Here is a 22,181-nt window from a genome sequence, read left to right on the forward strand (position 1 = left end):
TCACAGGTACCTCAGCCCTAAAAATCCGCCAAACAGGAGCACGATAAAGACGGTAAAGACAAGCCCCATACGCTGCTCGATAAAGCCGCGAATGGGGGCGCCAAAGGCACGCAACAGTCCGGCCACGATAAAGAAGCGCAGCGCACGGGCCAAAACGGAGGTTGCCAGAAACGTCATTAGCGGCATGCCGGTCCAGCCCGACATGATTGTGATGACCTTATAAGGAAAAGGCGTGATCCCGGCCATCAGAACCGCCCAAAACCCGAAGTCATTGAATTTATGGTTGAACTCTTCAATTGCAGCGCCTTTTCCCATGGCTTCGAGGATCGGTTGGCCCAGGCTGTCATAGAAAAAGGCACCAATGGCATAGCCAAGCATGCCACCTGCAACGGAGGCGACCAGCGCAACTGAAGCGATCAGCCAGGCCCGTGAGGGACGCGCCAGTATCATCGGAATCATCAACACATCCGGCGGAATGGGAAAGATCGAACTTTCGACAAAGGAGACCGCAGCGAGCCACCACAAGGCATGGCGGTGATACGCGAGGGACATGGTTCGATCATATAGCCTGCGTAGCATTTGAAATACCTTTGCGTTTGCCCCTGCAACAGGGGCCTCGCATGGGCGCGCGAAGAGGTCAATAACAGTGCGCTGCCTGTGGTGGATTCTTGCCATTTTTCTGCATTCTATTAGGCATTTTCCTCTGGACCTCCGGTTCTGGCTTGGGTAGGAACGGGTCGTTGCCCAAGTGGCGGAATGGTAGACGCAGGGGATTCAAAATCCCCCGCTGGTGACAGCGTGCCGGTTCGAGTCCGGCCTTGGGTACCATTAAAATCAAGGCCTTGCGTGAGTAACTTCATGCAAGGCCTTGTTTGTTTTCCAGAACACTCACACACACGACTCACACAGGCTCCTTTTGTTCTCTTTTTGGTCGCTTAGGTGCGACGATGTTGTGCCGCCTTTGATAGGGCTTTTCGACTTGCCTTCTTTCGGTAGTAGGCAACCATCTCAGGGCTTTGGTTTGTCACGGCTTGGATTTCTGCATCGGTACAGCCTGCCTCGGCCAACCGAATGATTGCCAATTTTCGCAACCCATGCAGAACGTATGGTTTAGCTGTTTCCCCCAAGTTATTGCGCCGGCGTCGAAAAGATTTTTCTACCGCATCGTACCCAAGTGGTTCTGTTAGGTTCTTTGCAAGCACATGCTTCCCCCTCCCATTTGAGAAGAATGGCCTTCTGCCTGCGTCTACTGCCTTCTGTCCATGTCACACGGTGATATGGCTCCCAAGCTTGCAGCCGCGCGGACCACTTCCAGACGAGGCGTGGCTTTTCAATACGCGGTTTCAGAGGGCGTTTCACAGCTCGAATTCCTCAATGTTTTTTGCGGCGGTTCCGTCGATGATGGCCTTAAGGTCAGTCACCCGCCAGCGCTTGAGGCCACCACCAAGTGAAACTGGCTTTGGGAAAGCACCGAAATTGACAAGTTCTCGGAACTTCGTCGCGGACATGTCCATCATCTTAGCGGCTGTTTTCTCCGTAACCGCAATCCTTTCAACTTGTCCCATGCGGTTCTCCATCTGATGGGTTTGGGTGAAGTTCACTCAAGGCGCTGCGCGCCACACTTGAGCTAATCTGTTTATGATTGCTCTGCCGCATAGTTGCCCCACTGATCTGCCATGGCATTGGCAATGCCTGGGAATGTCTTGCTACGGATCTGCCAGCGCAGTTCGCCCGGTGGGGCGCGGTGGATGGCGGACCAGCGTTTGTGGGTCTCTGTGCCTTTCTCAGGCGGTGTCAGCTTGTTGGTGGGGGGTGAGCTTGGGCAGCCCGCGCAGGTAAAGCCCTGTGGATTTGAAGGCAGGCTCCCCAAACCACCAGGGCTGCACATGTTGGGCGGCGGGCTGAAAGTTCTCGATCCGCTGTTTCGCGTGTTTGTGCATCACCGGATTTTCCACCGCGACGCGCGCGATCGGTGCATTCCAGCAGGCAGAAAACAGCGCGGCGCCTTCATCCAGATCAGACCACATCTCAACCAGGCTGCGCCCCTTTGGGGGCCGGTGCAGCCAGCGCACGCCGCTGTTGCACAGCCGGGTGCAGGGCGGGTGCATCACGGCCAGCAGATCCCAGCCCATATCCAGCACCTGGCGTACATCGCATTGCATGTGGCGGTTGCTGCGATCTTGCGCGGGCAACAGATCACAGGACCAGGCGTCATGGCCGCGCTCAAGGAATGCCCGGCGCACCGCGCCGCTGGTTTCGCAGCCGATCAGAACTTTCAACTGTTTCATGGGGATCCTTGTCTTTTCCTGCGGCACGTCGCATGCGGCGGATACTGCGCCGCATGATGTCGGCGCGTTCTTCACGCATGGCTGCAAGCGCCAGTTCTTTACGCAAGATCCGGTTGTGCAGCCGTGCAAGGCGTTTAAATTCTTCCGGGGTGGCGTGATGCGTCCAGGGCGCGCCAAGGCCGAACGGCTTTTCTTGTCGAGGGGCTGGCATCTCTGCCTGTACAGCAGCAGCAAGTGCACGGACGAAATCTGTCGGGGCGTGTTTTGTCGGCATTTATCCATGCTTTCTGGGGCTTGGATGCGGCCAGACCAAATCAGGAAATCGGTGTGCATGTTCTCAAACCGCTGGCGCGCAGCGGTGTCGGTTGCAAGCTGGCGGCGGCTAGTGACGTGGCAGACGGTGCGCAGATGCTCGGTGGCGGCTGTTGGGCTGAACTGGCCACCGGGAAAGCCATTGCGGGTGGCGGCGTAGCGCTGAAAGGCCACGTCATTGGCCAGCATGGCGGCACGCATTGGGGTCGCTTTGGCGGTTCGGAGGCGATGAACGCAGCGGCCAATAGCTATTTTTCCGGGTTTTATACGGAGGCCGAGCAGGTGGATACCGTGCTGCGCCGCCTGGGCGATCGGTTTGAGGATCTCGGCCTGGCGATGCCTGAGAGCCGCGAGGGGTAGCGCGAGCTGGTGGAGGCGCTGGACCTCACCACCACCCATGGGCGGGATCTCTATGCCAGCTTGTTGCAGATGTCGGCAGCAATGGATCAAGTCTTGCCGCAGGTGGACAGCTTCACCCTGTCGATGACGAGCATGCTGGATGAGATTGGCGGCGAGATTGGCCTGCAGATCGAAACCGCGCGGGATATGGCGGCGGATGCACGGGCGGCGGCCACCCTTTGGGCGCGCACGGCGGAGAGCCTGAGGAATTATCTATCTGGTCTGGGCACCTCTGAGCTGGGCGGGGCCAGCCGGGACCAGGCCGCAGCGGCGCAACGTAGAACCTATGAGGATGCTTTCCAGGCGGCGCGCGGCGGCGATCAGGAGGCTGCGACTGGCCTGGCTGCACTGGCGCGAAACTACCTGAAAAGCGCACAAGGTTCGGCAAGCTCTTCCCTGGAATATCGCCGCATCGCGTCCCAGGTGCAGGGGCAGTTGAACTTTATCGCCGGGATCTCTGATCTGGAGAGCGGCAATGATGAGGTGCTGGAAGCGCTGTATAATCAGCAGATCGAGGTTCTGACCGGGCTGGGCACCTTCCTGCAACTGAACGGCCTGACCAGTGATCAGGTGGGCGCGCTGACAGCTGGAGTGCAGGCGCTGCATGCGGATTGGGATGGCACGGTTGGGGCGTTTCAATCTTCGCTTGGTGCTCTTCGGGATGCGATCACGAATGCCGAGGCCTTCACCTATGATGACCTGGTGGGGCGGCTGGATGTTGCGGTGGCACTGGATGACACCGCGCCGCGCTGGCTGCAGCGGTTGGTTGAGAGTGCCGGGGCGGGGATCCAGACAACACTGGATTTTGTCATTCGCCGCGATGATCTGACAGCGGCAGATCGCTGGATTGCCACCAATGCCCTGTCGGAGCATGTGGCCACGCTGGATCTGGTGCTGGGGCAGGATCTCGATCGCGGCACCCGGCGTCTGGCGCTGAACACCGCAGCTGAGATCCGGCGCGACATGCGCCTGAACCTGGTGCAGGATCTGGACGCTGACACGCGGGGTCTGTTGCTGACGCGCACTGCAAATCTGTCGCGCCGGGTGAATGTGGCGCTGACCAATGGCGCAGATAAAACCGTAAGGCGGTTGCACCGCTTGCAGGATCTGATTGGCGGTTCCGGCAGCGGCAATCTGACCTTTGCCGGTGGGGTGCAGTTGACCGCTGACAGTGTGTTCAATGATCTGAGCAGCGCCACCAGTGGGCTGATGCAACCAATGACACAGTTGCACGATATGCTGGGGGATCTGCGCGATGCGGTGAATGCCGATGTGGCGCAGCGCCAGAACCAGCTCAAACTTGTTGAATTGCAGTCAACGGGCGTGGCGGTTGCTGAGCGCCGGGAAAACCAGTCACAAGGCACTCTGGACACCTTCAACGCCCTGCGCCGCCAATATGAGATCACTTTGGTTGGTCAAAACGAAAGCGTGGGCCTCGATCGCAACGGGCTGCTGACCTCATCTTTTGACTATTACGGCGGTCCCGAGGCGAATTTTGAGCCCTTCAAGGCGGCACTGGAGGCACAGCTTGGCTCGCGGTCCTATGCAGAAATCATGGGCAATATGAATGCCTCGATCGAGGCTAAGAATGCGCGGCTAGAGCGGCTGCGGGGGCAGGTCCGAGGGCTGGGTGGAGTGCCGCAGTTTGCGGCTGGCGGGGTGCATGCCGGGGGCTGGCGCGTGGTTGGCGAACGTGGCTGGGAGCTGGAGAATACCGGATCCAGCCGGGTGATCAGCCATTCCGATTCCAAGGCCATGCTGGACAATCGCCGGGTGGTGGAGAGCGTCGATAATCTGGCGCGCCAGGCTGGGGTGCAGGGCCAGAAGGTAGAGCTGCTGATCAAGACAATCGCGCGCCATATTGAGAGCTGGAATGACGCCGGCCTGCCGCCGGAAATGGTTTGAGGGAGGTGGTGTGATGGACTTCAATATTATTGCGCCAATGGCGATCACCGATGCAGAGCTAACGGCTTCAAACATTGCCGAGGATGATCACCCGGTCTGGGATGCGGGCACCACTTATGGGCTGGGGGATCGGGTGATCTCTCTGGTGACCCATCGGATTTATGAGAGCGTCCAGCCTGGCAATCTGGGCCACGATCCGGTCTCGGATGATGGCACCTGGTGGCTGGATCTGCAGCTCTCAACGAACCGCTGGTCAGCCTTTGACAATCGCCGCTCAAACAAAGCCAGCCGCGCCGATGAGATCACCTATTCGATTGTGCCGACGCGGGACTGCGATGCGATCTCGCTGTTTGGCCTCACGGCGGGGGCGGTGCAGATCGCGGTGCGCGATGGCGGCACCTTGATTTATGATCAGAGCTTTGTTCTGGCGGACACCGGCCATGTGGTCAGCATGTACACCTATTTCTTTGGTGGCATTTTTTATGCGCGCCAGAAGGTGTTGAACGGCTTTCCGGGCTACATCGGGCATCAGATTGATATCACAATCTCCGCACCGGGTGCGGTGGCCGAGGTGGGCCATATTGTGCTGGGGCGCAATCACATCCTTGGCACTGTCATGGATGGGGCGGAGATCGGCCATGTCAGCCACAGCCGTAAAGAGTTTGACCAGTTTGGCGATGAGCTGCTGATCAAGCGCGGCTCTACGCGCAAGGTCACGGTTCCGCTGCGGGTGCCAACCCTGCAGGCGCCGCGCGTGATGGATATTGTGGCCGAGGTCGATGGGCTGGTCACTGCCTTTTATGGCTCCAGCGAACACGCGCCAAACTACGGCATCGAGGGCCTTGGCTTTGTTGATGACCACACTCAGCCGCTGGATGCAGCTGGGGATTCACTCTTCACCCTTGTTCTGAAAACCATCAAATAGGAGTGCTCAACTATGGCAGCACCCATTGCCCCGGCTTTGCCGGCTATTCCGTCACGCTCTGCGCCCGAGGCAGATTTTGACGTCAAAATGTTTGCCCTGTTCAAATGGGCCACAGATGATTTTGTCAGCTTCATGGAGGCCTGGCGCAGCTATCTGGAAACCAGTAGCACAATTGTTGGCGGTGCGCTGAATGGGACCACCATTGGCCAGACCACGCCAGCGGCGGGCGCGTTTACTGAGCTGCTGGCGAACAGCCTTGGCGGCGATGCGGTGCAATCCGATCCTTTGGATGTGACGCCGGGCAAGATACCGCTAGTCGGCGGGTTTGGCTGGGGTGAAATTGCTGCGCCAGTTCCGAATGATAATATCGACAATATTGTCGCCTCTGGGAACTATCTGATAAACGCTCAGGTTATTGCGGCTTCCACAGATATTCCTCCTTGTTCATCTGGCTCTTGCCTGCTGCATCTCCAGTACAACTCCTCAAATGCGGCGCAGTTGTTTTTCTCCCACGGCAACAACCTCAGTTATCATCGCATCAAAGACGCCGGTGTTTGGTCAGACTGGAAAGCTCTCAACGCGGCCTCCGGCAACAACGCAAATGGCGAGTGGGTAAGGCTTCCGAATGGCACCCAGATCTGCACCAATCAGGCCTTCCAAACCAGCGACACTGCCGACACGACCTGGACCTATCCTGCCAGTTTCCTCTATCCGGCCTCGCCGGGACGGCCTGCCGTCTCTGGCGCGATTTCCTCTGTCTTAGGGCAGGCGTCTTTCCTGAGCATCGGAGGGATCGCCGGATCAGGTTCGGTTGCCACCCAGGTGGATGTGCGCGGGATCGATGTGAACGGCAATCGCGTGGCCCTGGCCGCCAGCCTCATCGCAATTGGCCGATGGTTCTAAAGGAGAAACCACATGATGAAAATCACCTGCATCTGTATCGCTGGTCTGCCCGGTCAGCCTGAAACCACCGCAAGCGTCAACGGCGATATCATCACCGTCGATGGTGTCGCCTATGACCTGTCCTCCGTACCCGAGGGCGGCTTTGCTGAGCCAGAGGGCGATCACCCGTTTGCGGGCCGCATCGAGCGCACGGGGGGCGTTCTGCACCTGTCGCTGCTCTGGCGCTATGACGCAGCCACGGCAGAGCCAATCCAGCCCACCGATGCGCCGGTTCTGAGCGTTGTCGCCGGGGCCGTGCCCGATCCCATCATTCGCAAATCCGCAGCACCGGAGGCTTAGGCCCATGACATTCTCGCTTAAGATCACCACCGCAGAAACCAGTGCTGCCGAGGCTCTGGCACAGGCCAAGGCAGAGGGCCTGGCGCGGGCGCTGGATCGGCTCGCAGCAGCGGCAGAGGAAATCACCGGCCAGGTGCCCCAGGCCGAGCGCGACAGCTGGGCCACCAAGGCGGTGTCGGCGCGGGCCTATCTGGCGGATGCGGCCAGCGCCGATCAGCTGGCCATGCTGCAGGCTGAGGCCTCCATCACCGGCGAGGCGATTGCAGATCTGGCAGCGGCGATTGTAGCCATGGCGGATGCCTATGCCAGTATCGCAGCGTAGCTGGCCGGACTGCGGCGCAAAACCCGCGCGGTGATTGAGGTCGCGACAACGCCTGCGCAGGTGCAGGTCGCCCTGGCGGCGCTTGATGCGGCGTTGCTTAATCTGGGGGCGGGTTGATGCCTGAGCCGGGGTTGATCGACTGGATGTCGAACCTGCTGGGCGGTGCCGCCACCACGCTAGTCGGGGCCACTATAGGCCGCCTGATGTGGCATTCTGGCGAGGTGCGCAAAGGTGAGCGGCGGTTCTTTGGCCCGGAACTGCTCTGGGAAATCCCGGTGGCCATCGGCATGGCCATTATTGGCGAGGCCATTGCCAGCTATATGGGTGCCGGTCCAACCGTGACCACCGGCATTGTGGCGCTGGCGGCTTACATTGGCCCGCGCGGGGCTGAGGTGTTGCTGACCAAATGGCTGGTGCGAACTAAGCCGTAACGAAACCACAAAACCCAAAACCTGAACCCAACCCTGCCTTTGGCGGGGTCTTTTGCATTGGAGACATCATATGAAACTGATCTCAAACTGGCGCGCCACGCTTGGCAAGTCCTGGTCTGTCTGGCTCATCTTGGCGAGCCTGGTTCTGCTGGGCGGATACTTTCTGGCCCTGGTCCAACCCGGCATGCTGGGCTGGGACCCGCTGTATTTTGCCATCGCCTCGGCCACATGTCAGGTGTTGGCGATCCCGGCGCGGCTGGTGCTGCAAAGCGGCTTGTCCAGCCTTGCTGCCTTCCGGCTCGATCAGTCTGGTGCGGTGCGCCGGCGCACGGTTGGGCTGATCGCGGGCAGCGGCATCGCCATGACCTCGGCCATTGGCTTCATTGGTCAGTGGGAGGGTCTGCGGACCGAGGCCTACCGCGATGTCGTGGGTATCTGGACCGTCTGCTATGGCGAAACCAAGGGGGTGCAGCCCGGTGATCGCTACGGCAAGGCCGACTGCGATGCCATGCTGGCGCGTGAGATCCTGGCCTATGAGGCGGCGCTGGACCGCTGTTTGACCCACCCGGTGCCGGTGGGCATGAAGATCGCCCTGGTCAGCTGGACCTACAATGTTGGGGCAGGGGCTGCGTGCAAATCGACCCTGGTGCGCAAGGCCAATGCCGGGGATCTCACAGGCGCCTGCAATGAGTTGCCGCGCTGGAACAAGGCAGGCGGGCGGATCATACCGGGGCTGAGCAACCGGCGCGGCGCCGAGCGCGCCATGTGCCATCAGGCCCTGAAAGAACCGGCATGATCCCTGCTGTTCTCTTGCGCCATCTGCCTGGCATTGCCCTGGTTGCTGTGCTGGCCGGGGTGGTCTGGACCATTGGCGCCGCCTTCCAGGATCGCACCAGGCTGCGGGCAGAGCTGGCGGCCTCGCAGTCGGATCTAGCAACAGCGCAAGCCAGCCTGCAGCAAGCCGCAGAGACCGCCCGCATTCACCGCGCCCACCTGGACCGCGCCGCCGATGAGGCCCGCGCCTGGGTGGCGCTATCAGATGACCTGCAACAGATGGAGGGCCGCGATGCGCCTTTATCCCCTTTGCTTGCCGCTACTGCTCGGCGCCTGTTCCGATCGGGCCAGTGAGCTGGTCATACCGCCGCCCCGCGTGCCGCCCGATCTGCTGCAGCCCTGCGCCGGATACACTGGCCTGCTGCCGCAATCTGAGGGCCAGATCTCGGATGCCCTGATTGCCGAGGCGCGCGGGCGGTCCTGCGCCAATGGCAAGCTGGCCGCAGTGGCTGAGATTCTGGCCGCGCCAAACTTTGAAGACTGATCCTGACCTGCCACCGCTGCTGGACCGCGAATTTTGAGCAGCTACAATAAGGCAACACTCGCTAACAACATGGGCGGTTTCCGGTCATTAGCTGCACCTGCGAGAGCTCCGGGACGGACAGTCTGAAGCAGCCGTTCCAAACCATCCCAAGCGGATCCCATATGCTGCGCCACGCGCCAAGGTCGGCTGTGCGCAGGGAGCGGACTTTGCAAAGCCTGGGTGACTTCTCGACAGCAGGCATTGGGGCTAACTGAAGCGAATTCTCACTTTGAGCCCAAGTGGCTACGTTTCTAAACTTCGGGCCAACCTCTAGCGGATCGTTGCTAATCGAAGCAAACTTGAGCTACAGTGGCAGCCTTAAGCTCAATGATTAGAGAAACCTACAAATGTCAATTTCTGAGCGTCTTCCAGTGGAAATTTTGCAAGCAGAAGTCTTGGATTGGTGGGAGGCACAACACGAAATGGTATCCAAAGGGCTCGATGAAAAACTTTCAGATCTTTTGAAACGGCTCGAAGCGGAAATCGAGACGATGCCAACTCGTTCGCTTTTGCGAAAGGGAAAGCATCATAAGGAACGTCTAGAACCGATTGTTTGTGAGTTTCTGGAAAAGCACTATGCAGAATTCACAAGCCAACTCGAAGAATCGTTCCAACAATCTTTAGCTAGAGTTGAGTCGGAAAGCGTAACAGACTCGCTCAACACTTGGAGCTACAAAGAAATGGCGACTGTAGGCGGCGCCGCCGTGGCGACAATTGCCCCCTTGGCTGCACTACCTTTTTTGACAGGAGGCTTTGTCACATCCGGCACAGTTATTCTCGGATTCACCCTCAGTTCACCAGCGTTGATTCCATCTGCTGCAGTAGCGGCCGCAGCTGGTCTGGCCGTGGTTGCTGTCGGTCCAACGGTACGCAATAAGGCTAAGAAACGGGTGAAGAATGACTATAAGAAGGCTACATTCAACAAGGCACGCATCCGTGTTGTTGGCGATCCCCAAAATCCTGAGTTAGGTTCATTGAAGGGCTCACTCCTGAAAGACTTAACCAATGTTGCATTGAGAAGAATCGAGGATTTGGCGTGACCCCATTTACCATTCCGTTTTCTGCTGCGGCGGAGCACATACCTGGTTTGTTGAGCGGCCAAGTGGTGCGATATGGGGCCATCTTGAAGGATGCAACGACCGGTCAAATACTTGGCCATGTTCAGGAAACCGGCGTTGCTCAAAAAATCTTACAGGCAGGTTTGTCATTTGATCCAACTGGCGCGACAGGTTTAATTGGCGTCGCACAGAACGTTGCCATTTCGACCAAGTTGAACGCAATGCAGCAAGCACTCGGTGGCTTGCAAGTCCTTCAATATGCGTCACTGTTCTCGTCTGTCGTTGGCGTTGGTGTAACAGCCGCTTCCACTGCGATGATCCTCAAACGCCTTACTTCTGTAGATGAAGCTCTTTCTCGGATCGAAGATTCATTGGAAAGCTTGCCCGCAAGATGGCGTGAACTTTCACTTCGATCCAGGCTGCTCGACGTTTCGACCTCAATAGAGCGGCTACATGAAGCAAGTCTTCGGTCTGACGCGTCTAAAGTTGTCTCACAAGTCGAGAAGGATCTTCAAAAAGGCTTCAACCATATCCATGATGGTTTGTGTTCTGTCGTCATAGAAGCCAAGGTCGATCCAGGCTTACTCAGGGCCCTGCTTGCTGGTCTGTCATTGTGCGGTGCTTCGGAATTCAAGGCTTTGGTTTGGTTGGACGAAAAAGACGCAGCACAACACCGATCCCGGGTTCAGTTTGAAAAGCTACAGCAACTCGCTTTTCTAATGCCAAAAAGTCAATTGGCGATGCGGCTGGTTGATGGTGAAGGATTGAGCTCCGCAATCTCAGAAGAGAGTTCGGAAATCAGGCACCGAGTAGCCACGCAGCCTGCTCTGATACAAAGTCTGATAGACCTAGGTATCAACGGGCGGGCTTACGTCGAGCAGATACAACAAGAGGAAAAAGAACCATTGCTGTTGCTTCCAAGCCCTACGCAAAGCTGAAACTGGTCAAACTTCACTCGCAACAATCTCAATTCAGTCGCCCTCTCTGACTTCGCGAACAGTTGGGGCTTGGAGCTTCGCAGGCTTCCAGCGCAGCAGCACTCTTTTTAAGAGCAGCTCAGTCCCGCAGAGTTGTTCCCTCAATCCTAAGCCCCTGAAGGTCTGCATTCCTAAGTCAGGTGGTCTTGCCCTACTTCCGCTTTGGGCTGACAGCAGTCAACCAGGTGGGCCGATCAGACCGGCGACAGAGTGTTCAGGGTGAAAACCACACGCTGCACCGCCGCAAGTCCGCTGTGAGCCCTCTTTACCAATTTTTAGCGACGCGGCGAAAGTCAGCTCCTGGGCTGGCGAACCAAAAAAGAGATGGCTGGAGAATGATATTCAAATGCACAGGGTGGAGGCTTGCCAACCTTGACCAACTTAAGGGCACTGACAGTTTGGAGTCGGAGTCACCAACGTTGCATTTCATAGGCTAAGAGACTATGTGAGTGATACGAAAGTTGCGGTTTTCTGCAGCGTAGGCGCATCAGCCTGCCAGAGCGAACCACAACCTCCATCATGAAAATTCAGCTGTCACGTCCTGTAGCATGGATCTGGTGTTTGGGAAGGTTGCCGATGTCATCGCGCACGACCACGTCATTTGTGACATTTCTTCATCCGGTTGTGGTCGCGGGATAAACGGATGAACTGCCTGCAAGTTAATACGAAGTGTCGGCAGACGATGACGTCATGCTGAGCAAAGCTTTGCGGCATACCGACGGACAGCGACGTTTCCATTGATCAATTGGCACGCAGGAAATCCAGAACTGCGCGCAGTGAAGCAGCAAGGCCCGGAGTTGGCTCTGGCGCAGGATCAAGCCAACGCAACTACAAACGTAATCAAAAATAGTGCGGCGGCGCTTTCTCCGTCAGAGGATCGAAAATGACATTTCCCGAATGGACGAAACCCGGTGTTTACGGTGCCTTTGTTGGCGCAGTTGCTGTCTCTATCATTGGCTTCAGCTGGGGCGGTTGGACAACTGCTGGCGGTGCCCAGGAGATGGCTGATAATTTTGCCGCAGAGCAAGTTACTTTGGCCATGGTGCCGGTCTGTTTGGGCCTTTCGGAAGCCGATGCAGAACGCGCCTCGATACTGGCAACACTTCAAGAAGCTTCCAGCTTTCAGCGGCGCACTGCGATGATGGAAACAGGCTGGGCCACAATGCCAGGCACTGATGCCCCGAGCCGAGATCTCGCAAGCGCGTGTCTTGCGGAGCTTGAACTAGATGGATCGTAAATCACAACTTACAGAGCCTCACAGTCCACATGTAATCGCTGCCTGCGCCCCAGCAGAAACACCAACGATCATTGCCCTATTTGTTGGTTCGATTTTGGCGGTCATACTGCTTTTAACGCCAGCGTTTGCCCAAACCGGTTCGCAACCAATGCCTGAGAACGCCAGTGCCAAAAGTTACGGTGATGGATGGGAATGCGATATTGGATTCCGGCTGAACGAAAATGCCTGCGTCGCTGTTGTTGTGCCGCAAAACGCATACGACACGAACCGGTCTTACGGGTCCGGATGGGAATGTCTGCATGGATTTCGCAGAACCGATGACGCTGCATGTGTTGCCGTCGAGGTGCCCGAAGGTGGGTTTTTGGACCCGTCAGGCGAAAGGTGGCGTTGTTTGCGTGGCTACATCAAGGTCGATGACACCTGTCAAGAGATCGTATTGCCCGCAAATGCATACTTGGCAGATGCCTCGTATGGCTCCACGTGGACGTGCGAACGTGGGTTTGAAGCAACTGGCGATCTGTGCACCGCAATTGCGGTTCCGGCCAACGCCTATCTGAATGGATCAGGATACGGCCAGCCCTGGACATGTGAGCGCGGCTTCTTTGAACAGGCTGGTCTGTGCGAAGCCGTCGCGATCCCCGCAAATGCATACTTCGACGACGCAAGCTACGGCCCAGGGTGGAAGTGTGATCGGGGATACGCCGCCTCTGCCAAGGCATGCGAATTAATAAACGTTCCCGAAAATGCGCATCTGGACAGGTCGGGCAACCGATGGGAATGCAACAATAATTTCCAAAAATCAAAAGGGCTGTGCGTCCTTAACAACTAGGCGCGAGCCACGGCACCATCTCCATTCAAAATGCACATGTGAGGGCAATTCTGCCCTCCGTGCCAACCTATAAAAGAGAACCACAATGGAAACCAAATCTGAAACCGTCGATACCATCCGCCGCCCTATCAGGGGACCGCAAGCACCTCCAATGAAACAGATCAAACCCGCAGGTATGACGTCAGGCAGGCAGATCACATCCTCACCGACGGCAGTCGTCTATTGCGAGGGGAATTTCGCGCAAATCGATGGTAAGACGGCAAATGGCCTTGTCCGCCATTCACAAGCATATCGCATCCTCTCTGTCATCGACAGCACCTATAGAGGTCAAGACAGCGGAACCGTTCTCGACAATAAAATCAACCGCATACCGATTTTTGGTCTTCTGGATGCGGCAGTTGCCGATCAAGCCGTTATTCCCGATACGCTGATCTATGGAATGGCCCCCTCAACGGGGCGGCTCTCGCCCGCGGACCGGGACGTTATTCTGCACGCAATTGAGCTTGGCATGAACATCGTGAGCGGGCTGCATGAATATTTGAGCGATGATATAGAATTTGCCAATGCGGCGTCAGTTCGAAATGTCACGATCCGCGACATCCGCAAGCCGAAACCCAGCAAGGACATGCGCCTGTTAGATGGCAGTGTCACTGGTGTCAAAGCGCTACGCATTGCAGTTCTTGGCACCGATTGCGCCATTGGAAAGCGGACAACGGCGACCGTTCTGGCGCGTGCTCTGAACGCGAAGGGTATCAAGACGGTGCTTGTCGGGACGGGCCAGACCGGCCTGATGCAGGGCGCGCGTTACGGTATCGCAATGGATGCCGTGCCGCCCCAGTTCTGTTGTGGCGAGCTTGAAGGCGCGATTGTTGCAGCTTCTGAAGCGGAACAACCCGATGTTATTTTGATCGAAGGCCAAGGCGCACTCAGCCATCCGGCGTTTTGCACATCTGCCTTTATTCTTCGTGGTAGCCAGCCGGATGCTGTCATCCTTCAGCATGCGCCCAAACGCGCGCATCGCTGTGACTTTCCCAATATGCCGATGCCTACGTCGTCAAGTGAGATTGCCTTGATTGAAGCCTTTGCCGATACAAAGGTCATCGGTGTCACACTCAATCACGAGGGGATGTCTGAGGACGAAATCACTGACACCATCGCGGCCCAATCACACAAACTCGGGCTACCAGTCACTGACGCATTGGCCAGGCCAGCTGCACATCTGGTTGCGATGGTAGTCGCCGCGTACCCCGGATTGACTCAAAGGCCGCCCGTGGCCGCGATATGAGCTACCCGCGCATCGAAGTGGACCTGGGCAAGATACGGCGCAACACGCAGACACTTGTCGAGCGTTTGGGCCCGCGTGGGATCGGCGTAACAGGCGTGACCAAAGCGATCTGCGGGCATCCTGCGATCGCTCAGGCCATGCTCGATGGTGGCGCTGCTGGGCTTGCAGATGCACGTATCAGCAATGTGCAAAGGCTACGTGCCGCAGGCATGACTGGCCCCATCACGCTGATCCGGACGCCGATGTTGAGCCAGGTTGATCAAGTCGTTCAATCCTGCGAAGCGAGTTATAATACCGAGCCTTTGATCATTTCGGCACTTGCCGCCGCCGCGATCCGTAAGGGTTCTGTGCACGGTATCGTCCTCATGGTCGAAATGGGCGATCAGCGGGACGGAATATTACCCGAGAACTTGGCAGATGTTGCGCAGCTGGTCATGCAAGTACCCGGAGTCGCATTGAAAGGGATTGGTGCGAACTTTGCGTGCTTGAACGGGGGGCTCCTACGGCCTTTCAAATGGCGGCGCTGAGTGCTCTGTCCAACGGGATTGAGGGGGTTTGCGGCCCATTCCTAAGCATCGTATCTGGCGGCAACTCGGCCAACTTGCCTTGGGCACTTGGCGAACACTCTACCGGTCGCATCAACGACATACGACTGGGTGAGGCGATCCTTCTGGGTGCTGAGCCAGTCTCAGGGGACCAGATCGACGGGATGCACACCGACGCCTTCACGCTTGTTGCCGAAGTTATCGAAACGGATGCAAGACCCAAGCCTTTTCCGATTGCCCTAATAGATCCAACTGCTGAACGACTTTGCATTGTGACAACCGGAGGTGCCTCTGCTCGCATGATCCTCGCAATCGGACGTCAGGACACCGACATTCTGGGGCTTTCAATGCCTGTTGGATGCACATTGATCGGTGCAACCAGCGATCATCTTGTCATTGGAACGCCCGTCACCCCGCCGACGCTGGGTTCCGAGGTAAGATTCCAGATGAGTTACAATGCGTTGATGCGAGCCATGGCCGCGCCGGACATCAATGTAGAACTCATGGGTTATCCACCCAAACGACCATCACGGCACACCCAAGGCAAGGTCCAACACTTGGCGCTGGTTTGAAAGACCTCGCTTGGTCCGGCCGACCTGCAAAACAAAGGAAACTGAAAATTGACGAAACTGTCCAAAAACAATCTGTTCAAAGTGTATGAGTCCAAACCGGAAACGGCGATGGACAAGACGACGCGTGTCGTCAGGCAAATGGTCGACGAAGAAGCAGAACAACGACAAGCCAAGATTTCCCGACTGCGCAATGCGCGCCTTGAAAGAGAAGCGAACACGCCGTCTGTAACCAAAGCTTCAGCTGCATCCAAATCGCGCCGAACGAAAGCCGCTTCAACCCGGTAATTGAACTTCGGCGGCGTTTTTTACGTTAGATACTCTGCCGGGCGACAGGCAATTCAATCGGTTTTAAATCGGCCAGAGCCGCTCACAAATTGTCCAATTATCCCAACCGAATCCAAGGATCCATCCATGACAAACGCAGAGCGTTCCCCGGAAAAAATCCACTATATCTGCCAGACTTATGTTGAAACGAAGGCTGCGCGCAATGGGCAGACTGGCCTGAAAATTGCCAAGCAAATTGAATATTCCACTGCGCTGGAAGCACAAAACAGAGCCGAACGAGAGGCTCTATCTGAGGATTGCGCAGGTGCTGACGCCTACGTGGTTACAGAAGATCCAGCCAGTGGAGAAGTCGGTGACCCAAGCTTCCTTGTAAGGCTAGGCAATGTCCCCGAATTGGACGATTTTTAGAATCCCAAAAATAGACGCGACCTGCCCAGAGTTCGCGACCCGCTTACGCAACAATACACTGGTTAACGGGAGCGTAGCGGCGAAGCTCTTCCTCGATCCGAACCATACAAACGAAAAAAGCAGTCATTGGTGCGAGCGCAGCGAACTCACACTTTGTCCGCTGTGCCGTCACTGGGAAACAAGACCATGAACGTCGGCTTTGTCAATCCATGCCTGAAACCTCGTGACCGCTAAGGGCTGGGAAACGCCATTAATTGGCGATTGGCCACCGGCGTATTAGGCCAGTGAGACCCTGCTGCGCGTCTGGGCAAAGTGCGTATAAGTGGAGTTTGGCAGGTCGCAAACTGCCACTCACACACCCCTTGTTCGTTCTTGTAATGTCCGTGTGAGCTAAAATCGTCAAGTTATTGAACCATAAAGAAATCGATGTAATTCAAAATCCCACGCTGGTGACAGCGTGCCGGTTCGAGTCCGGCCTTGGATGCCATATTCTTCAATGGCTTGCGTTACTGAGTTAATGCAAGCCCTTGAGAAGCTCCTCACAAGTTCCCCCTGCGGTTCCTCCATTCCCTTTTCGTTCACGTTCTGTCGTGTCGGCTTTGGGCCTGTTTTGAGAGGCTTCTCTGCGATGCACGCTGGCGATACTTTTGAACCATGGCTAGAGTTTTGTGGCCTGTAACAGATTGAATTTCCGCATCGGAACAGCCTGCCTCCGCCAGTTCCACCGCAGCTGTGTATCTCCAGCCATGCATGACCAGGCCATTGCATATTGCTCCTGTTGCCGTTCTGATTTTACGAAACCGTTTTTCAATCGCGTCGTAACCAACTGGCATAGTTAGGTCTTTGCAAGAATATAGGCGCCGCGCCTGGGACCTCTGATAGGTGTTTGCGCAGGTGTTGCGGACAGTAGATCCAGATCCGGACATCCGTTTTGTCCTGGATTACAGAAATCGATTCTCCGTCAAAGTGCTCCCATTTCATCGAGCACAGATCGCCCGGACTTTGCCCAGGTCCCGCACCAAGGGAGAAGGCGGTTGTAGGAGAACAAAGGGCGCATGGCCTTTAGTATTACGACCATAGATGTGCAGCGAATTTGCGCACCGAATGCAACCACAATGGGGCCCGCATGGAGAGGGACTAGGGCCCTGCCACGACGTCGCGCCTGAGACGCGCAAGGGAGGGTCAGGGCAGGCACATTACCGCCTGTCAGATCTAGTTCCAGCACCCCGCAAAACACGAAAAGGCCTCAGTGGCGAACGCTTGCGGACTGTGACGGTGGCTATGATTTGTCTGAGCCAGTTTCTGTCGATCCAGAAAACTGATCGCGGCGCTTACAGATCCTGAATTTGAGCGTTTTACGCGCACAGTGTAGCAATTTTCCAAGGCCGCAGCGAACGCATTTTTTGACCGCTACGTGCATGTAGATCCTGCCCACATATTGGGGGGGCTGCCCCCTGAGTCCTCCGGTTCTCCGGTTTGCCTTGACGCGTGATCGCTCTCACTTACCAAATACCTACGGCGAGCGGAACGCCTTCGCGGCCCGTTTCATCATTGCGAACAGTGATAGCGCCACTGTCGCTAAGCTATCCAAAAGTTGGGAAAATAGATTGACAGATTACACAATTTCGCTGGGAAACATCATGCACGTGATTAGAAGCAGTCGCGTCGATTTTCCCTCCGCGGAACTCACAGCGCTTCAAGAGCAGTTCAGATACCAGTTGACGCGGTTTTCTTCCGAAAAGGGGAAAGATATTTTCCGCAGCGGAGGCTTCCAGCGCACAGGCAGCACTTGATAGTACAACGGGTTACGCCGCATATATTGGTTCGGAGCAGCTAGGCCTAGCAGCGTTTAACCGCCCCTGGCTGCGGCTTCGTGAAAGTGCAAACTTCTCGAAAAACAGTATCATGTTTGTGAAAGTCATTTTATTAGGTACATATTATGGAAATCCAGTTTGGAACAACCTTGTTCCCGAATGCAGATGATCTTCGGGAAACGATCACTCGATTATTCTGCAGGCTTGAGACCTCATTGTGGCACCTGCTGCTTGAGGTTTGGGACGCACCCGAAAACACAGCGAGAGCAGAAGAAAAATTCAAGCGTATTTTCTCCGATCACAGGCGCCCCGATAGCCTTGTGTTTGCCGCCCATGACGCGATGTTGAATGCAGCACTCGCGCAGGACGAACCCAGATTTGAACAGGCCTGCCTGCAATTCCTACAGCTCCCCGATCCGGTCCAGGCGACCGGCCTCAGGGTACTCGGCCTGTCGGAAGAAGAGCTGGGACACGGTGCATGTAACCTTCTTCGTCGTGTGTTTCGTGATGATGTCGGGCTCACAGCCGATCTGAGCGCTCCCGGCGCCGAGGAGAAGAAACACGCTGCTGCCAAGATCAAACTAGCGATAAACACGCTGGAACAGTACGCGCCCAATTGGGCCAAGGAGTTCGATCTCCTCGTGTCTCAGGTATACCTTGCCGTTAACCGGGACCCCAAGAAGAGCGGCTTTGGCGGCGCCACGGTCTTTGGGGCTTTTGGTTCCATCCTCGTGAACTCTGACAAGATTGATATTCTACCAACGGTTCTGATGACGCTGGTGCATGAAAGCTCTCATGCCAAGCTGTTCCTGTATCACCTGGATGACCCTGTCATCCTGAATGAAGATACTGAACTCTTCAGCTCTCCCCTCCGCTCCACGCCGCGCCCGATGGAGGGGATTTTCCATGCGGCCTGGGTCTCGGCACGCATGGTGCAATCTGCGAGGGCTATGCTCGAAAACGGCTTTAGCGGGCCGGATGCCGAAGAGCTCCGCCGCCAATGCAGGCAGGCGGTGATCATCTATCGGGATTGCGCTACTCAAGTTGAACGACATGCGCGTTTGACGCCGCTGGGACAACAGTTGTTTGATGATGCACAAAGGGCAATGTCAGATGCATGCTCCTGAAACCATCGGCGCGGCCTTTCTGAAACAGGTCGAAACAAACCCAGGCACCATACTTTTCGAAACTCGGCGCGGAACAGGGCGCGGCTCCCTCACCTACGCAGACTTCAAAATGCGCATCGAGTTGACGATGTTAGCTTTTGCCAGAAAAGGCGTTTCTGCTGGCCAGGTGGTAGGGCTTGCCAACACCAACCAGATTGACACGTTCGCTGCAATTTTTGCGCTATGGGCATTGGGGGCGTCGCCTCTGGTGCTCGATTTCAGAAGCCCGCCTTCGGACATTTTGGAAAGGGCTGCGAGGTCGCGCGCTGTATGTATCTTTTCAGACTTTCGGAAGCTGACGCAGCACGAAGGGGTTCTGGAGGCTCCCAGGGGCGGGGAGGTGACTAAAACTTCGGGAGGGCTGATTTTTCCGGCCACGCCGCATGTCACCGCAGATTTCATTATGAGTTCTGGAACAACCGGGGTTCCGAAACTGCACCCTTTATCACATGAAGAGCTTTTGAGTGCCATTGACCGGATGGCCGTGGGCGGAGAAAGAGGCCATTGGGGAAATGCAGTGTCCTGTCTCAATCTCAGCTTTCCGGGAACGCGCTATATCTGGTTCCGCAACGCGGTCAGCGGGCGCAAGATCATCACTGTCCCGGTGTTCTTCGACTATGGGGAACTCGATGCGGCTCTCTTGCATGAGGATGCAGAAGAAGTCACTTTGCCGCCGGTATTGATCCGCGGTCTGGTCCAGCACATCAAGGCGCAAGGGGTGGTCGGGGACGGGCCGCGCTATGACAGGCTGGTCAAAATGCAGAGTATCGGCGGCCCGCTGCTAGGCGCGGTTCTGAAAGAAGCCAAGTCCATCCTGTCCGACAAGCTTTGCGTTACCTATTCTTCGACGCAAACGGGCATCATATCCCGTCTGGAAGGGGATGCGATTGACAGCCATCCGACCTCCGTCGGAAAACCGCTTCCACATTATCATATCAGGATCGTCGATGACGAAGGCTGCCCACTGCCCAACAACCAGGTTGGCCATATTGAAGCGCAGGTCAATGGCAATGCGGCTCGGCCTGGTGATCGTGGCTACCTGGACGACGAAGGGTATCTCCATGTTGTGGGGAGAGTTCAGGAGTACTTTTGCCGAAACGGCATTTCCTTCAACGCACCAGACCTCGAGCACCGGATCCAGGACGTTACCGGCGCGGCGCTTTGTTGCGTGATTTCTATCCCGAGCGAGGCCGGTGATGAAGATCAGATCGTTGCGGTCATCGAAGCCGAGCCAAGCCACATAAGCGAAGTCAAAACCCGATTGAGAGCCCATCTGTCGCCGCTGACAAGGCCGGACAAAATCGTACTGATGCGGGTGCTTCCAAAGACATCTGGTCTCAAAATCGCAAGGGCACAGTTGGGTCAGATGATCGAAAAAACACCAGAGGTATGCCATGCCATTTGAACTGAGCACCTGCGTCGAAGACGCCTTTAAAACCTGCTTTCCCGATGCCGAGGTATCGCAGGACAGTGATTTTTTCGATCTAGGTGGGGATTCCCTGAAAGCGGTTGACCTGTGTCGTCTTATTGGAGGCCCCCTCGGCATGGAGGTTCATCCATCCATTCTGTTTTCTCATTCCACCCCGGCAACGCTTACAGATGCTCTTCGGCGCGAATGCGGGTCCCTATGAAATTTTCGATGTTGGCGATGAGGTAGGGGAGGTTTTCAGCCTCGAAGTATTTGCCATGCCCACAGGGCAGGCTGGCTTGCTCATATACTGGAAACAGGTTTTCTACCCGCTGCTCGGTCATGCTCTGATCCTGCAGGAAGGGGTTTCGTTCCGGTGCCTCCGCGCCGAAATTGAGCAACGCCGGAACGGGTATTGTGTAGTCGGGAATGGCATCAATCGCGGCTACGGATTTTATGTCATGTCCAAGTTCCAGCAGGCGCCGTGCCAAACAGATTGCAAATGGCGCTCCTTGGCAATTTCCACCAACAACCGCAATCTCCTTGGGCAACATGCCAGTCAAAGCGTCCGCAAGATGGTTCGCCATGTTGGCACCAATTTTATCCCGCTCAGGCGATGGTTTCATGATGAGGTTGAGAGAGCGAAGCGCAAAAAACGGCCGCTCCGGATCCAGTGCTGCATGGAATCTTGCAGGTTCGTGCGCCGCATTGAAGAACCATAGGATCGGCGCGAGAGATCCGGATGAATTCAGGTACCTTACAACCCCTCGGGGACCGACGGCCCGGCCTGGCCAATTGTCGGACAAACGCGAAATCGAACGAAAAGTTTCGTCGATCTGTGTGTCTGAACTCATCATAAGGTTTCTTGTTTCTGCGATATTGTGGGCAAGGTCTACTGGTGCTTGCGGCGGCCCGATAGTTCGCAGGCCGCCGCTTTCTTCAGAATTCGGAATATCGTGCCGGATTGGCTTAGAAGCCACTGCCCGGTGGGGCTGGTTCACCGACTTTCGGAGCGGCTGCTGCCTTGCTGCCCTTCAATGTCAGGATTTTATTGGGATCTAATTTCATGGTAACTTCCTCTTTCAAAAGGTTTTGATCACACAAAGATATTCAGTGGGCTGTTTCAGCGGAGACAGACAAAACGTTTCAACTCGCCGTGTCAATGAGGTTTTCCTCTTATCAATAAGGGTCTCATATCGGCGCTGAAAAGCGCTGATATGAGGTAGCCTGTCGAGGCTAGTAGGGGTGCGATCGGGTGCTGCCTAATTGGCCTGTGCATAGATTGGCTTGCTGCATTATTGAAGTCCAAATTTATTTTAGTTGATGGAAACTTCTGCACACACCTTAGCGCCGGAAAAATCCTAAGTTATTCAAAAAACAATCACATTTTCAGCGTCAATGATTCCAACACCCACC

Annotated in this window: 25 protein-coding genes, 1 tRNA gene and 1 pseudogene; 22 read left to right on the forward strand and 5 right to left on the reverse strand. The window is 56.2% G+C overall.

Annotated features, from left to right (window positions below; genetic code table 11):
- On the reverse strand, positions 1 to 579 hold the full coding sequence (locus N1037_11810; GenBank protein UWS77976.1) for a DedA family protein: 579 nt from the start codon (positions 577 to 579) through the stop codon (positions 1 to 3).
- Between the two features lie 163 nt (positions 580 to 742).
- Here N1037_11810 and N1037_11815 point away from each other — a divergent pair.
- Positions 743 to 828, forward strand: a tRNA-Leu gene (locus tag N1037_11815).
- 527 nt (positions 829 to 1,355) lie between these two features.
- On the opposite strand, the gene N1037_11820 is transcribed toward N1037_11815, so the two are convergent.
- From N1037_11820 to N1037_11830, 3 genes and pseudogenes are all read right to left on the reverse strand, one after another.
- Positions 1,356 to 1,565, reverse strand: coding sequence for a hypothetical protein (locus N1037_11820; GenBank protein UWS77977.1), 210 nt, complete (start codon positions 1,563 to 1,565; stop codon positions 1,356 to 1,358).
- Positions 1,566 to 1,636: 71 nt separating this feature from the next.
- Positions 1,637 to 2,288, reverse strand: a pseudogene (locus N1037_11825) (hypothetical protein).
- Complete coding sequence (locus N1037_11830) at positions 2,224 to 2,562, reverse strand: hypothetical protein (protein ID UWS77978.1); 339 nt, start codon at positions 2,560 to 2,562, stop codon at positions 2,224 to 2,226. Before N1037_11830 ends, N1037_11825 begins: the two are co-directional and overlap by 65 nt.
- Before the next feature lie 53 nt (positions 2,563 to 2,615).
- Between N1037_11830 and N1037_11835 the strand changes: the two genes are divergently transcribed.
- The 21 genes from N1037_11835 (at position 2,616) to N1037_11935 (ending at position 20,762) form a co-directional block, all read left to right on the forward strand.
- Positions 2,616 to 2,960, forward strand: coding sequence for a hypothetical protein (locus N1037_11835; GenBank protein UWS77979.1), 345 nt, complete (start codon positions 2,616 to 2,618; stop codon positions 2,958 to 2,960).
- Positions 2,961 to 2,969: 9 nt separating this feature from the next.
- Positions 2,970 to 4,904: a hypothetical protein gene (locus N1037_11840; protein ID UWS77980.1), complete on the forward strand. Its 1,935-nt coding sequence runs from the start codon at positions 2,970 to 2,972 to the stop codon at positions 4,902 to 4,904.
- A gap of 13 nt (positions 4,905 to 4,917) precedes the next feature.
- The gene (locus N1037_11845; protein UWS77981.1) at positions 4,918 to 5,829 is read left to right on the forward strand and encodes a hypothetical protein; all 912 of its coding nucleotides are present in this window, start codon (positions 4,918 to 4,920) and stop codon (positions 5,827 to 5,829) included.
- 12 nt (positions 5,830 to 5,841) lie between these two features.
- Complete coding sequence (locus N1037_11850) at positions 5,842 to 6,732, forward strand: pyocin knob domain-containing protein (protein UWS77982.1); 891 nt, start codon at positions 5,842 to 5,844, stop codon at positions 6,730 to 6,732.
- 12 nt (positions 6,733 to 6,744) lie between these two features.
- Complete coding sequence (locus N1037_11855; protein UWS77983.1) at positions 6,745 to 7,071, forward strand: hypothetical protein; 327 nt, start codon at positions 6,745 to 6,747, stop codon at positions 7,069 to 7,071.
- Between the two features lie 4 nt (positions 7,072 to 7,075).
- Positions 7,076 to 7,393, forward strand: a complete 318-nt coding sequence (locus tag N1037_11860) for a hypothetical protein (protein UWS77984.1) — start codon at positions 7,076 to 7,078, stop codon at positions 7,391 to 7,393.
- Positions 7,394 to 7,509: 116 nt separating this feature from the next.
- Positions 7,510 to 7,824, forward strand: a complete 315-nt coding sequence (locus N1037_11865; protein UWS77985.1) for a phage holin family protein — start codon at positions 7,510 to 7,512, stop codon at positions 7,822 to 7,824.
- A gap of 70 nt (positions 7,825 to 7,894) precedes the next feature.
- Positions 7,895 to 8,620: a lysozyme gene (locus N1037_11870; GenBank protein ID UWS77986.1), complete on the forward strand. Its 726-nt coding sequence runs from the start codon at positions 7,895 to 7,897 to the stop codon at positions 8,618 to 8,620.
- Complete coding sequence (locus N1037_11875; protein ID UWS77987.1) at positions 8,617 to 8,952, forward strand: hypothetical protein; 336 nt, start codon at positions 8,617 to 8,619, stop codon at positions 8,950 to 8,952. Before N1037_11870 ends, N1037_11875 begins: the two co-directional genes overlap by 4 nt.
- A 22-nt stretch (positions 8,953 to 8,974) precedes the next feature.
- The gene (locus N1037_11880) at positions 8,975 to 9,142 is read left to right on the forward strand and encodes a hypothetical protein (protein ID UWS77988.1); all 168 of its coding nucleotides are present in this window, start codon (positions 8,975 to 8,977) and stop codon (positions 9,140 to 9,142) included.
- A gap of 386 nt (positions 9,143 to 9,528) precedes the next feature.
- Positions 9,529 to 10,221, forward strand: coding sequence for a hypothetical protein (locus N1037_11885; protein UWS77989.1), 693 nt, complete (start codon positions 9,529 to 9,531; stop codon positions 10,219 to 10,221).
- Entirely contained in the window at positions 10,218 to 11,177 is a 960-nt protein-coding gene (locus N1037_11890) for a hypothetical protein (protein UWS77990.1), read from the forward strand. Before N1037_11885 ends, N1037_11890 begins: the two co-directional genes overlap by 4 nt.
- A 922-nt stretch (positions 11,178 to 12,099) precedes the next feature.
- Complete coding sequence (locus N1037_11895; GenBank protein UWS77991.1) at positions 12,100 to 12,453, forward strand: hypothetical protein; 354 nt, start codon at positions 12,100 to 12,102, stop codon at positions 12,451 to 12,453.
- Positions 12,443 to 13,282, forward strand: a complete 840-nt coding sequence (locus N1037_11900; GenBank protein ID UWS77992.1) for a hypothetical protein — start codon at positions 12,443 to 12,445, stop codon at positions 13,280 to 13,282. Before N1037_11895 ends, N1037_11900 begins: the two co-directional genes overlap by 11 nt.
- A 151-nt stretch (positions 13,283 to 13,433) precedes the next feature.
- Positions 13,434 to 14,567, forward strand: coding sequence for a DUF1611 domain-containing protein (locus N1037_11905; GenBank protein ID UWS77993.1), 1,134 nt, complete (start codon positions 13,434 to 13,436; stop codon positions 14,565 to 14,567).
- Complete coding sequence (locus N1037_11910) at positions 14,564 to 15,094, forward strand: alanine racemase (GenBank protein UWS77994.1); 531 nt, start codon at positions 14,564 to 14,566, stop codon at positions 15,092 to 15,094. The genes N1037_11905 and N1037_11910 overlap by 4 nt, the downstream gene beginning before the upstream one ends.
- On the forward strand, positions 15,082 to 15,684 hold the full coding sequence (locus N1037_11915) for a hypothetical protein (GenBank protein ID UWS77995.1): 603 nt from the start codon (positions 15,082 to 15,084) through the stop codon (positions 15,682 to 15,684). The genes N1037_11910 and N1037_11915 overlap by 13 nt, the downstream gene beginning before the upstream one ends.
- 48 nt (positions 15,685 to 15,732) lie before the next feature.
- Entirely contained in the window at positions 15,733 to 15,969 is a 237-nt protein-coding gene (locus N1037_11920; GenBank protein UWS77996.1) for a hypothetical protein, read from the forward strand.
- A 126-nt stretch (positions 15,970 to 16,095) separates the two neighbouring features.
- Positions 16,096 to 16,377, forward strand: a complete 282-nt coding sequence (locus N1037_11925; GenBank protein UWS77997.1) for a hypothetical protein — start codon at positions 16,096 to 16,098, stop codon at positions 16,375 to 16,377.
- A 1,939-nt stretch (positions 16,378 to 18,316) separates the two neighbouring features.
- Positions 18,317 to 19,318, forward strand: a complete 1,002-nt coding sequence (locus N1037_11930) for an HEXXH motif-containing putative peptide modification protein (GenBank protein UWS77998.1) — start codon at positions 18,317 to 18,319, stop codon at positions 19,316 to 19,318.
- Positions 19,305 to 20,762, forward strand: coding sequence for an acyl--CoA ligase (locus tag N1037_11935; protein UWS77999.1), 1,458 nt, complete (start codon positions 19,305 to 19,307; stop codon positions 20,760 to 20,762). Before N1037_11930 ends, N1037_11935 begins: the two co-directional genes overlap by 14 nt.
- A 188-nt stretch (positions 20,763 to 20,950) precedes the next feature.
- Here N1037_11935 and N1037_11940 read toward each other — a convergent pair whose 3' ends face one another.
- Positions 20,951 to 21,622 (reverse strand): hypothetical protein, encoded by a 672-nt coding sequence (locus tag N1037_11940; protein UWS78000.1) that lies wholly within the window; start codon positions 21,620 to 21,622, stop codon positions 20,951 to 20,953.
- Positions 21,623 to 22,181 lie beyond the last annotated feature (559 nt).

This window comes from Phaeobacter sp. G2, from assembly GCA_025163595.1.
Taxonomy (GTDB): Bacteria; Pseudomonadota; Alphaproteobacteria; order Rhodobacterales; family Rhodobacteraceae; genus Pseudophaeobacter.

What these genes read in the sequence shown, in the direction of transcription:
- N1037_11860 (UWS77984.1), top strand. Translation starts at nt 7,076, where the DNA reads ATGACATTCTCGCTTAAGATCACCACCGCAGAAACCAGTGCTGCCGAG.
- N1037_11830 (UWS77978.1), bottom strand. Translation starts at nt 2,562, where the DNA reads ATGCCGACAAAACACGCCCCGACAGATTTCGTCCGTGCACTTGCTGCT.
- N1037_11940 (UWS78000.1), bottom strand. Translation starts at nt 21,622, where the DNA reads ATGATGAGTTCAGACACACAGATCGACGAAACTTTTCGTTCGATTTCG.
- N1037_11865 (UWS77985.1), top strand. Translation starts at nt 7,510, where the DNA reads ATGCCTGAGCCGGGGTTGATCGACTGGATGTCGAACCTGCTGGGCGGT.
- N1037_11925 (UWS77997.1), top strand. Translation starts at nt 16,096, where the DNA reads ATGACAAACGCAGAGCGTTCCCCGGAAAAAATCCACTATATCTGCCAG.
- N1037_11810 (UWS77976.1), bottom strand. Translation starts at nt 579, where the DNA reads ATGCTACGCAGGCTATATGATCGAACCATGTCCCTCGCGTATCACCGC.
- N1037_11910 (UWS77994.1), top strand. Translation starts at nt 14,564, where the DNA reads ATGAGCTACCCGCGCATCGAAGTGGACCTGGGCAAGATACGGCGCAAC.
- N1037_11845 (UWS77981.1), top strand. Translation starts at nt 4,918, where the DNA reads ATGGACTTCAATATTATTGCGCCAATGGCGATCACCGATGCAGAGCTA.
- N1037_11930 (UWS77998.1), top strand. Translation starts at nt 18,317, where the DNA reads ATGGAAATCCAGTTTGGAACAACCTTGTTCCCGAATGCAGATGATCTT.
- N1037_11875 (UWS77987.1), top strand. Translation starts at nt 8,617, where the DNA reads ATGATCCCTGCTGTTCTCTTGCGCCATCTGCCTGGCATTGCCCTGGTT.
- N1037_11855 (UWS77983.1), top strand. Translation starts at nt 6,745, where the DNA reads ATGATGAAAATCACCTGCATCTGTATCGCTGGTCTGCCCGGTCAGCCT.
- N1037_11870 (UWS77986.1), top strand. Translation starts at nt 7,895, where the DNA reads ATGAAACTGATCTCAAACTGGCGCGCCACGCTTGGCAAGTCCTGGTCT.
- N1037_11850 (UWS77982.1), top strand. Translation starts at nt 5,842, where the DNA reads ATGGCAGCACCCATTGCCCCGGCTTTGCCGGCTATTCCGTCACGCTCT.
- N1037_11915 (UWS77995.1), top strand. Translation starts at nt 15,082, where the DNA reads ATGGCGGCGCTGAGTGCTCTGTCCAACGGGATTGAGGGGGTTTGCGGC.
- N1037_11905 (UWS77993.1), top strand. Translation starts at nt 13,434, where the DNA reads ATGAAACAGATCAAACCCGCAGGTATGACGTCAGGCAGGCAGATCACA.
- N1037_11900 (UWS77992.1), top strand. Translation starts at nt 12,443, where the DNA reads ATGGATCGTAAATCACAACTTACAGAGCCTCACAGTCCACATGTAATC.
- N1037_11885 (UWS77989.1), top strand. Translation starts at nt 9,529, where the DNA reads ATGTCAATTTCTGAGCGTCTTCCAGTGGAAATTTTGCAAGCAGAAGTC.
- N1037_11935 (UWS77999.1), top strand. Translation starts at nt 19,305, where the DNA reads ATGCATGCTCCTGAAACCATCGGCGCGGCCTTTCTGAAACAGGTCGAA.
- N1037_11820 (UWS77977.1), bottom strand. Translation starts at nt 1,565, where the DNA reads ATGGGACAAGTTGAAAGGATTGCGGTTACGGAGAAAACAGCCGCTAAG.
- N1037_11895 (UWS77991.1), top strand. Translation starts at nt 12,100, where the DNA reads ATGACATTTCCCGAATGGACGAAACCCGGTGTTTACGGTGCCTTTGTT.